Here is a 16,541-nt window from a genome sequence, read left to right as displayed (position 1 = left end):
CACTAGCCCGTTAACGTGTAGCGAAAAGAAACACCATGAGCCATATCCTGATCGTTGAAGACGAACCCATCATCCGCATGGCCCTGCGCAAGCTGCTCGAGCGCAACAAATACGTGGTGAGCGAGGCCGGCTCGGTCAAAGAAGCTACCACCAAGCACAACCTCACCAGTTTCGACCTGATCATCAGCGATCTGCGCCTGCCCGGCGCGCCCGGCACCGATTTGATCACCCTGTCGGGCGAGGTGCCCGTGCTGATCATGACCAGCTACGCCAGCCTGCGCTCAGCGGTAGACTCCATGCGCATGGGCGCGGTGGATTACATCGCCAAGCCCTTCGACCACGATGAAATGCTAGCGGCCGTGAAGCGGGTAATCGGCAAAGCCAACCGCGCGGCGCGCCAGGCGCCCGAGGAAAACCAGGCGGGCGTGGCCAGCATGATTGGCAATTCCAACGTCATGAAGGCCCTGTACGCCAAGATCCACAAAGTAGCCCCCACCGGCGCCACGGTGCTGGTGCACGGCGAAACCGGCACCGGTAAAGAGCTGGTAGCCAAGGCCATTCACGCAGAAAGCCCCCGCGCCGAGAAACCGCTGATTTCCGTTAACTGCGCCGCCATTCCCGAAACACTCATTGAATCGGAACTGTTTGGCCACGAAAAAGGCGCCTTTACCGGTGCCGCCAGCCAGCGCGAAGGCCTGGTGGCCGCCGCCGACGGTGGCACCCTGTTTCTCGATGAAATCGGCGAGCTGCCCCTGGAGGCCCAGGCCCGCCTGCTGCGGGTACTGCAAGAAGGTGAAGTGCGGCCCATTGGCTCGGTGGAATCCCACAAGGTGGATGTGCGCCTGGTGGCCGCTACCCACCGCGACCTGCGCAAACTGGCCCAGGAAGGCAAGTTTCGGGAAGATTTGTACTACCGCATCAATGTCGTGCAGCTCACACTGCCGCCGCTGCGCGAGCGCGGGCGCGATATCCTGCTGCTGGCCGAGCACATGCTCACCCGCTTTTGCGCCCAGTTCGGCAAGCAACCGCTGTCGCTCTCGCCGGAGGCCATTCAGGCCATTACCACCTACATATGGCCAGGCAACGTGCGCGAAATGGAAAACGCCATTCAGCGCGCCATTATTCTCTGCAACGATGATAAAGAAATCAGCCACAAGCTGCTGGAGATAGACCTCGACCTCGTGGAAGTAGACGTAGAAGACGACGACCTGCACGAAGACGACCTGCAACCGCGCAAGCTGCTCTCGAAAACCAAAAAAGAAGACCCGGCGGAAGATCTGTCGCTGGAAGACTACTTCCAGCGCTTTGTACTCGAACACCAAGACACCATGAGCGAAACGGAGCTGGCCAAAAAGCTTGGCGTTAGCCGCAAGTGCCTGTGGGAGCGCCGCCAGCGCCTGGGTATCCCCCGCAAGAAAGCCACCGCCAGGTAACCGGGGCCGGCGCTGCCGCCCCACCCTCGCCGCAAGGCCCGTTTATCCAAGGGCTTTCATTTGTAGGCCTTACCAATCTTACCTGCCCCCCAAAAAAACCAAAGCGTTTGGCTGCAAGCCGCCCGCACCCCGACCACGCTTTGGCATTAAAGCGCCACAAGCCCCCACTGTGCAGGCCCCATTGCCCTGTGTGCCAGGCTACTGCTTGCGTCTTAATTAGCCAGCGCATTTTTAGCCAGCGAATTTTTACTGCATTTTGCGCAACCCCTTGCCGGCACAAGCCTTTCTGCGCAACAGCACAAGCCGATCACCGCACCAGCAGCACTAGCACCAAACACGCCCAAATGCCGAGAGCAGGCACCAGCATGGGGCAACACCGTGGGAATGCCAGGGGCAAGTAGACCAAGATCAAAAAATGCGCAAATCCACTGGTCGTAACAAGTGTTACCTTGTCATGGAAATGTAACAGTGAACGAGCGTAACGGTAACGAATCAACGGTTATCGACTGATGGCCCCGTTATTCCAAACTTTATAACTTGTTGTTTTATATGGGTTTTATAAAGTTGGCACGCTAAATGTATTAGAGTGCAACAGAATAAGAACAATAGATAATAAAAACAATTAAAGACCCATAATAAAAACAACAAATAATAAGAAAAAACGAAAACTCTAATAACAACAACAAATAATAAGAAACGTACAAATAACTAATAAAAACAACAAATAATAATAAGATAGCGATTTAACTGACTACGAAACTAGGAGAGGGTTTGCCAGTAAGCAAATTGCCAACCCGGGCATGGAAGCACCACCTAATAAGCATAACAATGTGGACGTAACACAGAATTTGACGGGAAAGCCAAGGCTTTCCCGTTTTGCTTTCTGGCCGTTACCCACCTTGCCACCACCCACTGCATCAGAATGTGAGCGAATTGCCCGAGCCGTGGTAAACTCGCGCCTTCTTTGAAACCGGGCCCGACTATCCCCCTATGTTGAAGCGACTCTTCTCACTCTTCCCCTCCCGCTCTGGGAGCGCTGCAGCCCCACACAAGCAGACCAAGCGGGTTGTACCCCGCGACCAGCACAGCATCTCGCGCGCCAATATCAGCCGCGGTGCCCTGTCGGCCATGAAGCGCCTGCATGCCGAAGGCTTTGAGGCCTATCTGGTGGGCGGTGGCGTAAGAGACCTGTTGCTAGACGGCAACCCGAAAGATTTCGACCTGGCCACCGATGCCACCCCCGAGCAGGTGCGGCAACTGTTTCGCGGTGCCCGCATCATTGGCCGCCGCTTCAAGATTGTGCACGTGCGCATGGGCCGCGAGCTGCTGGAGGTCACCACCTTCCGCGACAGCCACACAGAGGCCGAATCCAAGCGCGACTCCCAGCAGGCAGATTCCGGCATGCTGCTGCGCGATAACGTCTTCGGCACCCTGGAAACAGACTCGGCCCGGCGCGATTTCACCATCAACGCGCTCTACTACACCTCCAAAGATTTCACCATTCACGATTACGAAGGCGGCCTGGAAGACCTGGCAAAACGCCAGATTCGCATGATTGGCGACCCGGAAACCCGCTACAAAGAAGACCCGGTGCGCATGCTACGCGCGGTGCGCTTTGCCGCCAAACTCGGCTTCAGCATAGAGCCCAACACCGCCGCCCCCATCGCCAAAAATGCAGAATTACTGGGCCAGGTATCGTCTTCGCGCCTGTTTGATGAAAGCCTGAAACTGTTCATGGCAGGCTCTGCCACCGCCACCTTTGGCTTGCTGCGCGAGTACCAGCTGCTGCCGCACCTGTTTGCCCAAACCCACGCCGTTTTGCACGCAGGCGATGCCCAGGCCGAGCGGCTCATTGAAAACGCCCTGATCAACACCGATAAACGCATTCGCAATGAACAACGGGTAACACCCGCGTTCATCTATGCCGCACTCCTGTGGCCTGCCGTTGCCAAACTGCTGCGCGAACTGGTGGTTGAGCAAAAACTGAGCGCGCCCATGGCGCTAAACCAGGCAGCGGGCGCCGTGGTGAGCCAACAACTGGCCGCCATTGCCGTGCCCAAACGATTCTTGATTCCCATGCGCGAAATCTGGGATTTACAGCTGCGCCTGCCCAATCGCAATGGCAAGCGTGCCTTTGCCGTGGCCAGCCACCCCCGTTTTCGCGCCGCCTACGACTTCCTGCTGCTTAGGGAAAGCGCCGGCGAAAACTTCGATGGCCTGGGCCAGTGGTGGACAGATTTTCAAGCCACAGACGAGCAAGGCCAGGAACAAATGGTTAAAGACCTTGGCAGCCAGGGCCCGCGCACCAAGCGCCGTCGGCACCGCAAGAACACGCCCAAACCCCAAGCCTGATGCCGGTAACCTGTGCCATTGGCCTGGGCAGCAATCTGGGCGATCCGCGCGCGCAACTGGCGCGCGCCTTTGAGGGCTTAAGCGCATTGCCCGGTACCCGTTTGGTGGCGCGCTCGTCGCTCTACCAAAGTGTGGCCGTAGGTCCCACCCAACCCGACTACCTGAACGCCTGCGCCCTGCTGCACACAAGCCTTGAGCCTTTGGCATTGCTAGACCAACTGCAAGCCATAGAGCAGGCCCACAAACGCGAGCGGCTGACCCACTGGGGGCCGCGCACACTGGATTTAGACCTGCTCTTATACGGCAACCAACGCATAGACCTGCCGCGCCTGACTGTGCCGCACGCCTACCTGTGCGAGCGCAACTTTGTGCTCTACCCGCTGCATGAAATCTACCCACAAGCCTGCCTGCCAGACGGCCGAACACTTGCATCCCTTTTGGAGCAATGTACGATGAAAGGCCTGTCGCGGCTGGAAACGGATGCGCCCGACAGCTGACCTTACCAGGAGCACGCAGTGACCGATTTTTTTGACCTGCAATTGGATCTGACCCACTGTAAATTACCGCGTTTTATTTCGGTAGAAGGCCCCATTGGCGCTGGCAAAACCACGTTGGCCAAGCACCTGGCGCGCACCTTTAACTATGACACCCTGCTCGAGCACACCCGCGAAAACCCGTTTTTGGAACGCTTCTATAAAGACCCGAAGCACAGCGCCCTGCCCACCCAGCTGTTTTTCTTGTTTCAGCGGGCCCAACAACTGCAAGAGTTAAAACAAGACGATTTATTTGAACCTGTGCGCGTGGCAGACTTTTTGATGGAGCGCGACCAGCTCTTTGCCCAAGTAACGCTCGACGACGATGAATTTGCGCTCTACCAGCAGGTGTATGAAAAGCTCACCTTCAACAGCCCCAAGCCCGAGCTTGTGATTTACCTGCAGGCCCCAACCGATGTGCTCATGCAGCGCATCCGCGAGCGCGGCAACGCCGTAGAGCAACTGATCAGCCACGATTATTTAAACCGGCTCAACGATGCCTACATGCGCTTTTTCCACTTTTACGATGCCGCCCCCTTGTTGATCGTGAACGCCACCGATCTAGACTTGGTTTCCAACGCCGATCACTATGCGCAACTGGTGGATTACCTGCTAAACATTAAATCAGGCCGCCACTACTACAACCCCACACCCAAGCTGTAACGGGAGCCAACCATGCCCTACGGAAAACCCACCCAAGAATCGGCCCTGTCGAAACCCATCACGGTAACCACCTTGCGCAAAATGAAGGCCATGGGTGAGAAGTTTGTCACCGTCGCCCTTTACGACGCCCCCATGGCCGCCATGGCCCAGCGCTGCGGCGTACAGGTATTGCTGGTGGGCGACTCCCTCGGCATGACGGTACTGGGTTACGACTCCACCATTCCGGTGACCATGGAGCAAATGATCTACCACGTAGAGGCCGTGCGCCGGGGCAACAGCAAATCACTGATCATGGGCGACATGCCGTTTATGAGTTACGCCACCACCGAGCTTGCCTTCACCAACGCCACACGCATCATGCAAGCCGGCGCCCACATGGTGAAACTCGAAGGCGGCGAATGGGTGGCAGATACCGTACACAAGCTCACCGAGCGCGGTATTCCCGTGTGCGGCCACCTGGGCCTTACGCCACAGTCGGTTAACAAGCTCGGCGGCTACCGCGTACAGGGGCGCGAGGCAGCCGCGGCAAAAGTGATGCTGCGCGATGCCAAATTGCTCGACGAAGCCGGCGCCGATCTGCTGGTGCTGGAGTGCGTGCCCTCGGCACTCGCCCAGGAAATTACCGAGGCAGTCTCCATGCCCACCATTGGCATTGGCGCGGGTAAAGATACCGATGCCCAAGTGCTGGTAATCAACGACATCCTAGGCCTCACCGAACACCCGCCCAAGTTTTCCAAAAACTTTTTATTGGAAGCAGGCGATATTCCAGGCTCGATGCTCAAGTACGCCGATGATGTGAAAAATGGCGTGTTCCCCGCCAGTGAGCATTGTTTTGATTAGGTTTTGTTTTTTATTTTAGGGTTTGATGAAGGCAGCGATAGCTGCCTTTTTTGTTTATTTATCATTAAAAATTCAGAAGTTATTGGTTTTTTGCCTTGGCGTAAATCAGGCCAACTACAGCGTGCCGCCTTTGGGGCCCCTTGCGAAATTCACCTTTCGTACATTTTTCTTTGTCACTTTTTGCGCGGCCAAAAAGTAACCAAGGCTTTGATATCACGCAGAACCAACTACAGCGCCGCACCATTGGGGCCCCTTGCGGAGCGGCCATTCAAAGTACTTAAGGTTGGGGGCATATGGCCACGGATGGCCATATGAGCGTTGCAAGGCAGGAGGCCTGTCAACGCGACCCCAAGCTTTAGTGCTTTGAATGGATTTAGCGCAGCCGGGGTACGTTTCTTTTGGTTCGTTTTCTTTTCGTACAAAAAGAAAATGAACAAATCTAACAATAAGAATGAATATAAGTTAGGCACCATAGTTGCTCAATCGGCCAGCTCACTTCGTAGGAATCTTATGTCACTTTTTGCGCGGCCAAAAAGTAACCAAAAAGGCCGCCCCGGCTGTGCGCCCTTCGGGTCCGTGCACTCCAACCAAATCCAACAGGCCGCGGCAATCGCCATCCCTGGCGAACGCCGCTTAAATGGCCATACCGTCAAGCGGCACCGAGGTCCATGGCCATTTAACCTATTGGCTTCAGCTTCCGTGCACCGCTGCGCAAGGGGGAGTTGTGCCACATCGAGCAATGCAGCGATAGACAAGGAAAAGACCACTGGCGTTGATGTAGTTTAAAACCGGCTACAGCGCCGCGCCGTTGGGGCCCCTTGCGGAGCGGCCATTCAAAGTGCTAAAGGTTGGGGGCATATGGGCAGGACGCCCATTTGAGCGTTGCAAGGCAGGAGGCCTGTCAACGCGACCCCAAGCTTTAGTGCTTTGAATGGATTTAGCGCAGCCGGGGTGGCCTTTCTTTTGGTTACTTTGCTTTGGCCAAACAAAGAAAAGTAACAACCCAAAAAAATCAGCTAATTACCAAGTTGGCACCGAACGTGCTGAATCAAGCCCCCCACTCCGATCGACTCCTTCGTCACTTTTTGCGCGGCCAAAAAGTAACCAAAAAGGCCGCCCCGGCTGCGCGCCCTTCGGGTCCGTGCACTCCAGCCAAATCCAACAGGCCGCGGCAATCGCCGTCCCTGGCGAACGCCGCTTAAATGGCCATCCATGGCCATTTAACCTGTTGAATTAGGCTTCCGTTCACCGCTGCGCAAGGGGATGGGTGCCACGGCCAATCCTTTGTACTTCACACCAAAAAATGGGTATGCACGTTAAAAAAAACCTGTGGTAGGATCTTTGTCACAAAAAATTAGGATAAAAAATAAAAATGATTATTTAGGCGACATGTGACGCGCCATCATTGAATAGGAAAAGGTTGTCTGAATGCCCGCCCCGCGAGATTTACTCAGACATTACTGATAACAAGTCTTAACTTTGGTTCTCCAATGGATATAATTTTGGACCACCAAATTTAGACTCGCAGATAAATCAGCTATTAGGCAATAAGACAACGAGAGTTATCGGTTAGAGGATATTTTTTGAAGCATTTTGTTCAGTACCACAAAAAGGAAAAAATGGGTTACCCCGCCTTGGATGTAGACAACCTATCTATTTATACAAATAAATCGGTTGCAGCAACAGAAGGGGATTGGATTTGGCTAATTGCAGGTGAAGGCAGTCCTAGAGAGTATTATTTGAGGGCAGTGTTCAAATTTCACAAATACACTCCTTCAGAAAAACCAGATTTTACTCATAGATTAAGCGGAGGATTCGGGCAGCTATTTGATCCAATGCCAAAGCTCAATGAACAACCATGGCTTCCAGACTTATTAAAAAGTCAGGGTAATTTTGCATTTGGTTTTTCACAAATTACTCAATCTGAGGTTTTGAATGGGCTTCGGAAAGTACTTGAAGAAAATAAAATGGCCTAACAAATTACCGCAAGCCGCGCACTACGTGCGCTGGACAGCTTGCAAGTCGTATTTATGTGGTTTTTATTCGAAAAAGTAATCCACAAAATCACAACTTACAAACTGCCGTTGAGCACGGCGTTAAATTTAAGGGAAAAAATGAAAATATCTACATTCAGCAATGATTTGCTAGAGCTAGAAACGTTTGCTCACAGGCTTGAAAAGTTTATAGAAACAGAGATCAATTATGTCGACGGTGGTCTTGTAATAGCCCTAACATCTAAATATGGAACTGGAAAAACGACATTTCTTGAGATGTGGAAATCGTCTCTTAATGGTGCAGCCGAAAAAACTGAAAAGAAGTTAGTGATTTCGTTAAATGCCTGGGAAAGTGATTATTATGGCGATCCCCTTTTTGCAATTATTTCAGGGCTGATAGAACGCTTAGAGACTGATGGAAAGAGTGTAGGGTCTTTAGTTGATGCTGCGAAGGACTTTGGATGGTTTGCAACTGCCATTGGTAGTCAATTGGTTAATAAATTCACGGGTATCGATGCAGTTGCTGCTGGAGATCTTGCTGAAAAGAAAAAGGGAGAACGAGAAGAAACTAACCAAGTAATCCCTGATTCGTTTTCATTGTATCTAGACAGAAAGAATGCAATGAAGAGACTTAAGGAAGAGATAGAGAAAATTGTTGCTGAATCAGAGCAAAGAGTATTGTTTTTAGTTGATGAATTAGACAGGTGCAGACCTGATTATGCGATTACTTACTTAGAAACAATTAAGCATATTTTCGATATAAAAGGCGCTGTTTTCTTGCTTGCCGCCGATCGGCATCAGCTAGAAAACTCAGCAAGAACTGCGTTTGGGCAAGACCTCGATTTCGAAGAGTATTATAGGAAGTTTATCCATCGTGAGATAACGCTGCCTAAGATTACTGAGGCAGGTTACAAGAGGCTGGCTTCTACCTATGCACCCCTCTTTCTAGAGCGCGAGAATGAACGACACTGTTTTATGAAGTTAGACCACTATCTGGTGGATAATATTTCCGAGCTCATAGGAGCATTAAAACTTACTCCAAGACAAATACAAGAAGTATTTCGAATTCTTGGGCATATATTATCTACAACAGAAGAGAATAGAGGACGGCTGTACTGGTGCCTAGGCGCCGGATCTTTAGCCATGGCTGCATTTAAAGTTGGCAACCCTAAAATATTTAATCTTTTGGGCTCGCAAAATCTTCATTCTGATGAAGCAATTGCTTATTTAGAGCAGTTAATGAATCGGGAAAAAATAGAGTGGTGGTTCCTGCTTTTCCTTACTGGCGGGGGTATACATATGGACGAAGGAGAGAACAAAAAAGACATCTTAATAAGATCGGGTTTTGTTGACGAAGATGGAGAAATGGCCATTAGAGGTGACTTAGACCAGTGGAGTTACGGATGGGGGCATTCTGGCTCGGGACGTTTTGCCGACATTCATGAAAAAATACAACAGATATCACAGTGGAACTAAAAGAGCTAACAAGGCGCTCGTTCGTATGCAAGCTACGCAGCGCTTCGTTTGCACCGCACAGCTTCAACGTTAGGCAAAGGAGAAAAGGGGTCGGTGACAAATGCGAATCATTTCACTTCACGACCAATCAAAAAAGATGAAAATCGGGATCAGATAAGAATTTTGGCGCGCAATCCAACACCCGCTTTCAATCGCCGCCATGCTGTCGATCAGTCGGGTTAACAGTTGTTTAGGAGTAGTTATGTACAGGTGGGTTAGCTTAACAATACTGGCCTTGCTATCGGCAATTAGCCGAGCGGATTTCCCAAGTCTTTGCGAAACCGAGCCCACCCTAGTTACAAAGCGCATCCCTTATCAGCTTACTAGGTCAATTGAATGGCCCGATATTTCATTGTCGCACGTCTAATAGAAAAGGGGTCGGTGACAAATGCGAATCATTTCACTACCAGACCAAAACAAACGAGCTAGCACCAACTCGGTTCAATCCTGACCAACCCCAATAGCACCCACCAATTGGCATTCCACCAAGTCCAACCCAGCAGAGAAAATAGAATAAAACTCATTTGGCACGCCAGCACTAAATTATTCTTTTGGCCGTCAATCTAGGTGCCAAAATTCATGAATTTAATTCTCGCTGTTTCGTTATTGTGTTAGCGTATGCCGCCCTGGCAGCGCACCCAATTACCACCAGAAACGGGGTTTAAAAACGCACATATCAGGTGTGTAAATGCAAATGGAAGAATGGACTCTGAGCGTTAAACCAATGGAAAGGAAGCCTTGCACATTGCCACGCTGGCACACCTACGTCTATCCAACGAGCAGCCATATCAGTTGTCATAATCACTCACAAGGAGATCAGCATGAGTGAGATATTGTTGTGCAATCAGCCATTGAAGGCAGATTTTCTAAGTAAATCCTGCGGTATCGATACCAATCAGCTACACGGTAGGCAATGCACTAATCCGTCGGCTATTGCCGCTTACACACCCTACCTGCTTGGGCAAAGCATGGGGCCGCGCGAATCACAGATACTGGCCACCCTGTCTGCCCCTACCACGGCCAAAAACCTTACGGATTTATCGTTAACCTTTGGTGGGGATAACACCCTAGCGCTGGCCGAGCTGACCAAACAGCTGCAGGAGTACAACGTGGGCCTTATGGGGGCATCAACCAGCATGTATGCGAACCGGCTGGGTGGCTTTGCAGGTGCCGTTAAAGAATACCAAGATGCCCTGATGGCCTATCGCCACGCCGCCAAATCAAACGCCGCCCTCAAGGCTGCAGCAAGGGAGCGTGCGTTTAATGCTTTCCAGAAATTGCAGGTAAGGTTCAGGCACGAGCTCGACGCCGTAACAGCGGGCATCCGTTCACGCCGGGGCACGCCGCTCACCAGCGCTACGCGCGCTACCAATATCGCCCAAAGCAGCAGAAATATCACCTCGCTGAATGTAACATCACAGGCACAAGCCCATAACTTGGTAAAATTCACCCAACATGCCAAAGTACTGGGCAACGGGCTTGCAGTAATCGATTTTACAAGCCGCATCGGCAATATTCATAATGAATACAAAGCTGGCGGCGAATGGGAGCGGGAATTGTTCATTGAGTCCACTAGTTTCGCTGCAAGTGCAGGTGCGGGCATACTTACTGTGCATGCTGGAACTGCAGCACTAGGGCTTCTAATGGTAGCCACACCGATTGGATGGGTAGGTCTTATTGTAGGTGGTTTAGCTGTGGCAGGTGCTGCAGCAACAGCTTCCATTGCTGTAAACAATACGATAAAAGATAACAGCGGTAGTTGGTATGACGGAATTATGGGCGCAATAGGTTCGAAATGACTTTATTTTCAAAACTCTTAGCCTTTTCAGTACTTTTGATGCTAATCGCTTTAATCTTATTTGTTCTTTTTGGCCAAATAACAGTTCGAAGGCTTCGAAAAACAGAAGAAACCAAAAATGCGTTAGGGTGTGAGTTTGCCAGCGGCTGGGATATTTTGAACGCAGCACAAGCTTTGGCCTTGCCCAGGTATATAACAGACAAATTGGCTCAAAGTCCGCTAAGCGGTCTCTATGCAGATAGAGATCTGTTAGAAAAGCATACCAGCACTTTTGACCGGGGTTTGGCTAAAATTTTCTGGTATACCTATACCATTTCAGTTGCGCTAATGTTGATATTTATTGCTGCCAACTCAATGGGGCTATTTGATTAGCGCCATTCAAGTGTCGTAAACAATACGGCTCACTTACTTCGTTTAGTTAGGATAAAGGCAGCCGGCGCTGCCTTTTTTGGTTTTTGATCAGCCACATACCTCAGGATCTCCTCATCATTCGCCTTAACGCATTAATAACCCCACTACAGCACCGCGCCGTTGGGGCCCCTTGTGTAACGGCCCTTCAAAGCACTGAAGGTTGCGGTCACATGGGCGGAGCGGCCATCCGCGGGGCGGCCGTCCGCAGGACGCCCATTTGAGCTTTGCCAGGCAGTGCCTGGGTGCCGCTCGACGGTGCGCCTGTCAGCGCGACCCCAAGCTTTAGTGCTTTGAATGGATTTAGCGCAGCCGGGGTGGCCTTTCTTTTGGTTACTTTGCTTTGGCCACACAAAGAAAAGTAACAACCCAAATAAATTGAGATAGCTATTAGGTCGGCATTGAACGTGCTGAACCAAGTACCCCACTCAGAACGATTCCTTCGTCACTTTTTGCGCGGCCAAAAAGTAACCAAAAAGGCCGCCCCGGGTGGACTGATCGGCTGTCCTGCCGATCCCCCTTCGGGTTCGTTTACTCCACCCAAATCCAACAGGCCGCGGCAATCGCCGTCCCTGGCGAACGCCGCTTAGATGGCCATCCTTGGCGGATGGCCGCCCCGCCGTTTAACCTGCTGTATTAGGCTTCCGTTCACCGCTGCGCAAGGGGAAGTAGTGCCAGCATCAAGTGATGCACGTAGTTGAGCAAAAGAAAAATAGAACGCTCGCTTGCACGCTTAAAATCCGACTACAGCGTGCCGCCTTTGGGGCCCCTTGCGTAGCGGCCATTCAAAGTGCTGAAGGTTGGGGGCAAATGGCCATGGAAGGCCATTTGAGCGTTGCAAGGCAGGACGCCTGTCAGCGCGACCCCAAGCTTTAGTGCTTTGAATGGATTTAGCGCAGCCGGGGTACGTTTCTTTTGGTTCGTTTTCTTTTCGTATAAAAAGAAAATGAACAAATCTAACAATAAGAATGAATATAAGTTAGGCAACATGCTGGTGAAATCGACCAACTCACTTCGAACGAATTCTTTGTCACTTTTTGCGCGGCCAAAAAGCAACCAAAAAAGCCGCCCCGGCTGTGCGCCCTTCGAGTCCGTGCACTCCAGCCAAATCCAACAGGCCGTGGCAATCGCCGTCCCTGGCGAACGCCGCTTAAATGGCCATACCGTCAAGCGGCACCGAGGTCCATGGCCATTTAGCCAGTTCGATTTAGCTTCCGTTCACCGCTGCGCAAGGGGAAGTGGTGCCACATCGAGCAATGCAGCTATAGGGAAGGAAAAGACCACAAGACTTTGATGTAGTTTAAAACCAACTACAGCGCCGCGCCTTTGGGGCCCCTTGCGTAGCGGCCATTCAAAGTGCTGAAGGTTGGGGTCAAATGGGCGGGGCGGCCATCCGCAGGACGCCCATTTGAGCGTTGCAAGGCAGGACCTCGGTGCCGCTCGACGGTGCGCCTGTCAACGCGACCCCAAGCTTTAGTGCTTTGAATGGATTTAGCGCAGCCGGGGTGGCCTTTCTTTTGGTTCGTTTTCTTTTCGTACAAAAAGAAAATGAACAAATCAAACAATAAGAATGATTATAATTTATGCAACATAGTTGTTAAAGCAGCCAACTCACTTCACCTCAGCAGACCATATCAAACTCAATAGTCAAAACGCCCTGCACTCCTTCCATACCGCTAACCAATTCAAGGCGCAGCTAACGCAAGAACAGTTACCCCAAAGCTACCGCGCACCCACAACGCGTTAAACCGATGGCAAGGCTTGCCGTTAAAAAGTGCGTATATAGCTGAATGAATTTTCAGGTATAAAAAAAGGGTCGCGACTTTCATCGCGACCCCGGTTGGGCAACCAGTTATTGGTTAGAAGAACTTGTACTTGGCCTGCATCACGAACGTGCGGCCATCATAGTGGGTAGCACGCGGCTGATACTCGGTATCCTGATACTCTTCATACAATGTTTCGGTAAGGTTGTAGCCTTTTAGCGAAACACTCAGCTGGTCGGTAATGTTGTAGTAGGCAGACAAATCTACGCGGCCTGCGGCTTTCACATCTTTATTACCTTCGCCGTTAAAGGTGCCTACGCTTTCCAGCTCGTATTCACTGCGGTAGTTGTACGCCAGGCGAATACCAAAGGGGCCTTGCTCGTAGTAACCAATAATGTTGTAGGTATCATCTGAAATGCCGGGAATCTGGGCTTCAAGAGGCGCATCCTGCTTGGTTTTGGAGTAGTTGATGATGCCGCCAAAGCCGTTCCAGGGGTAAGGCAAGAAGCTGAGATTTTGCTGGATTGACAACTCGTAGCCCTGCACCTTAATGCGTGAATCAATGTTCTGCACCTGGCTTGCGCTTACGGCATCACCGGCCATGATGTAATCAGAATCGATGGCATCATAGTCGTCGGCACCGTCGGTAATACAATTGCCGCCCACCTCAGTGAGGTTACCCACATTCAACCCATAGCTTGCCAGCAGATCCTGATCACAGGTGCCAACAGAGGTGAAGAAGTTATCGATATCTTTGTGGAAGGCCGCAAAGGTAATGGCGCTGCCTTCACGGTTATACCACTCAAGCGATACATCGTATGACTGCGCGGTAAACGGATCTACATCTGCACCTGGCAAGCCTACGGTGGCTTCACCCGGTGTGGTTCTTACAGTGGCAGAGGGCGTGGCTGCGCGTACATTCGGGCGTGCCATGGATTCGCTATAAGCAACCCGCAGCTTCACATCTTCGGTGATATCCATCGCCAGGTTCATGCTGGGCAGCACATAGCTGTAGCTGTTTTTCACATGGCGATCTTCGGGGTTATTGATATCCGTTGCACCAAAGGCAAAAAACGGCGCTGACGCATCTTGCTCGGAGGATACATAGCGCACACCAATGTTACCCATCACCGGGCGGTCTGCAATCATGAAATCCAAATCCGACATTAAATAGGCAGCGGAGGTATCAAGTGTTACATCGTAAATGAGGCCCGCGCTCTGCTGGCCACCACGGGCAATCAAGCCTGTAGAGGGAACGCGCACTGGCATTTCGCCGGTGGCAGGATCCGGGTTGACGGTACCGATGGTGGCGGCTGCCAATGCATTTACGGCATCCACATCCAGTGCGTACCAGCCTTCACCTGCACCAGCAAAACCATCAACATTGCCACCAAAGAAGCTGCCCTGTGAGCTGTAAGCCGGATTGCCGCGCGCGGCATTGGTGATGATGCCGGTAAGATCAATGCCTGTGGGAGAGCTGCGCAGACGATCGGAGCTTTGCTCATCGGTAGAATAGCGGTAACCAAACTTCACGTTCGACAACACCGGTAAATCCAGCTCGCGCTCTACATTAAATTCGAACGAGTTGTTATCGCGCTCAAGTGTTTCGTAGGTACCGGTAACCAGCATTTGAATCTGGTTGTTATCCAGGCTGTTTACAACACCCGAGCTACTTAGGGTGTCTTTAACTTGCCAGTTGGCATCCAGATCCAGGTTGTCGAAGTTTTGGATGTCTACCAGGAAATCCTCCACATCGCCTTCGCCTGTGTACAAGCGGCCAGAAATACCACTGCTGCCAGCTTTGTGAATAGGCGTATAGAACAATTCGCTCCAGTTATTCTCCGCACTGGAGATCGAGATCAGGCCGTCAATGGTCCACTGTTCGTTTTGCCATTGCGCATCGAAAATTGCAGCTTGCGACTGTTCGTAGGTATCCCAAATGCGCGAGGTGTAACGGTAATCAACATCATCAAACATGATGTCGGCCACGCTGTAGATGGGGTTGCCGTCTTTATCTAACTTACCTGTGGCAAATGGCGAAGAATTGGGCGTAATTTTTGTACCGCCACTACGGGTACGCATATCAATTTCTTGCTGGCCGTTCTCATCCATATCGCGCTCGGTGTAGAACAGGCTTACACCCAAACGCAGCGCGTCATTGGCTTGATACTCGAGGTTACCGCTGAATGAGGTGCGCTGACCTTCGTTAAGCTCTGAACCCTGGCGCAACTCGCCAGGCATCTTTACCACTGCGTTATCGGGCAGGTTATTGGCGGCCGCCCAAGTGGCGTAGTCTTCCCCGTTGGCGCCCACAAAATTACCGTTAGTGGGGATGTTGTCGTAACGGTTAATTTTGATGGTATCGCGACGGAAGGTTTGCTCTGAGGTTGCAATAGTGGCGGTCAGGGCCAGGGTGTCTTCGATCAAATGTTTAGAGCCAGACAACACAAACTCTGTATCAACGGTATCAGCCAACTGCTCACTGCGCCCGGCCACTGCCAGGCTCAATTTGTTATCCGGCTTATCCAGTGCGCGCGCCAGTTTGAGATCTACAGTACCGGCAATACCACCCTCTTGCATTTCTGCAGTTTGGGTTTTGATAACATCAGTACCGTTAAAAATCGCAGGGTCGTATGCACCGAAGGGGTTGGGTGCGCCAAATGCCTTATCGCTGCGCGAGGGGCTAGCAAAGGTTTGACCGTTCGCGGTGGTTAACACAAAGCCTGAGGGCATGCCGCGCAAGTTGATACTGGATTCGCGACGCTCGCCTTCACGGTTCAGCTGAACACCTACCACAGCCTGCAATGCTTCACCCATATCGAGTGCCGGCAGCGAGCCGATGTCATCGGCTGAGATACCATCAACAATGGTGGAAGAGTTTCGCTTTACATCAAGCGCGTTATCCAGGTTGCGCTGAAATTGTGCGGTAACAACCACCTCTTCTAGCGCTGCGTTGGCATCGCTTTCTTGGGCGATGGCAGGTGTGGCCGCCAGGGCAATCACTGCACTTAGCAGTGTTTTTCTAAAGACGGGTTGGCCGGTTGTTGTCCGTTGAATTGTCATGCTCAGGTCCCCTTGGGATTCATTGTTATTCATTATTTCTCTGACGCAACAGCTGTCAGGACTCATCAGTCACCAGATGAGATAGACCCATACTCCTGCAGAAATGACTTACTGTCAAGTGGCCTTACCAATTTAAATGGCGCTATTTATGACTGCATTATTTTAGTTGGTCACGTGCA

11 protein-coding genes are annotated in these 16,541 nt (G+C 51.6%); 9 read left to right on the top strand and 2 right to left on the bottom strand.

Annotated elements, in window-relative coordinates; all coding sequences use genetic code 11:
• Positions 1 to 35: 35 nt before the first annotated feature.
• The 9 genes from L1F30_RS03765 to L1F30_RS03725 all read left to right on the top strand — a co-directional run bounded on the left by L1F30_RS03765 (position 36) and on the right by L1F30_RS03725 (position 11,500).
• Positions 36 to 1,433, top strand: a complete 1,398-nt coding sequence (locus L1F30_RS03765; protein ID WP_253359608.1) for a sigma-54 dependent transcriptional regulator — start codon at positions 36 to 38, stop codon at positions 1,431 to 1,433.
• A 990-nt stretch (positions 1,434 to 2,423) separates the two neighbouring features.
• Positions 2,424 to 3,785 (top strand): polynucleotide adenylyltransferase PcnB, encoded by a 1,362-nt coding sequence (gene pcnB, locus L1F30_RS03760; RefSeq protein WP_253359600.1) that lies wholly within the window; start codon positions 2,424 to 2,426, stop codon positions 3,783 to 3,785.
• The gene (gene folK / locus L1F30_RS03755; protein ID WP_253359598.1) at positions 3,785 to 4,282 is read left to right on the top strand and encodes a 2-amino-4-hydroxy-6-hydroxymethyldihydropteridine diphosphokinase; all 498 of its coding nucleotides are present in this window, start codon (positions 3,785 to 3,787) and stop codon (positions 4,280 to 4,282) included. Before pcnB ends, folK begins: the two co-directional genes overlap by 1 nt.
• An 18-nt stretch (positions 4,283 to 4,300) precedes the next feature.
• The gene (locus tag L1F30_RS03750) at positions 4,301 to 4,981 is read left to right on the top strand and encodes a deoxynucleoside kinase (protein WP_253359596.1); all 681 of its coding nucleotides are present in this window, start codon (positions 4,301 to 4,303) and stop codon (positions 4,979 to 4,981) included.
• Positions 4,982 to 4,993: 12 nt separating this feature from the next.
• Positions 4,994 to 5,821: a 3-methyl-2-oxobutanoate hydroxymethyltransferase gene (panB, locus tag L1F30_RS03745; protein WP_253359594.1), complete on the top strand. Its 828-nt coding sequence runs from the start codon at positions 4,994 to 4,996 to the stop codon at positions 5,819 to 5,821.
• 1,583 nt (positions 5,822 to 7,404) lie between these two features.
• Positions 7,405 to 7,797: a hypothetical protein gene (locus tag L1F30_RS03740; RefSeq protein WP_253359592.1), complete on the top strand. Its 393-nt coding sequence runs from the start codon at positions 7,405 to 7,407 to the stop codon at positions 7,795 to 7,797.
• A 54-nt stretch (positions 7,798 to 7,851) separates the two neighbouring features.
• The gene (locus tag L1F30_RS03735) at positions 7,852 to 9,291 is read left to right on the top strand and encodes a P-loop NTPase fold protein (protein ID WP_253359590.1); all 1,440 of its coding nucleotides are present in this window, start codon (positions 7,852 to 7,854) and stop codon (positions 9,289 to 9,291) included.
• Between the two features lie 890 nt (positions 9,292 to 10,181).
• Complete coding sequence (locus L1F30_RS03730) at positions 10,182 to 11,129, top strand: hypothetical protein (RefSeq protein WP_253359588.1); 948 nt, start codon at positions 10,182 to 10,184, stop codon at positions 11,127 to 11,129.
• Entirely contained in the window at positions 11,126 to 11,500 is a 375-nt protein-coding gene (locus L1F30_RS03725; protein WP_253359586.1) for a hypothetical protein, read from the top strand. Before L1F30_RS03730 ends, L1F30_RS03725 begins: the two co-directional genes overlap by 4 nt.
• Positions 11,501 to 12,280: 780 nt before the next feature.
• On the opposite strand, the gene L1F30_RS03720 is transcribed toward L1F30_RS03725, so the two are convergent.
• On the bottom strand, positions 12,281 to 12,706 hold the full coding sequence (locus L1F30_RS03720; RefSeq protein WP_253359580.1) for a hypothetical protein: 426 nt from the start codon (positions 12,704 to 12,706) through the stop codon (positions 12,281 to 12,283).
• A 689-nt stretch (positions 12,707 to 13,395) separates the two neighbouring features.
• On the bottom strand, positions 13,396 to 16,362 hold the full coding sequence (locus L1F30_RS03715) for a TonB-dependent receptor (RefSeq protein WP_253359572.1): 2,967 nt from the start codon (positions 16,360 to 16,362) through the stop codon (positions 13,396 to 13,398).
• Positions 16,363 to 16,541: the final 179 nt, after the last annotated feature.

Origin of the sequence: Simiduia sp. 21SJ11W-1 (genome assembly GCF_024138675.1) — a bacterium.
GTDB lineage: Bacteria > Pseudomonadota > Gammaproteobacteria > Pseudomonadales > Cellvibrionaceae > Simiduia.
The sequence above is the reverse complement of the archived record's forward strand: the minus strand, read 5'-3'. Positions and strand labels throughout refer to the sequence as shown.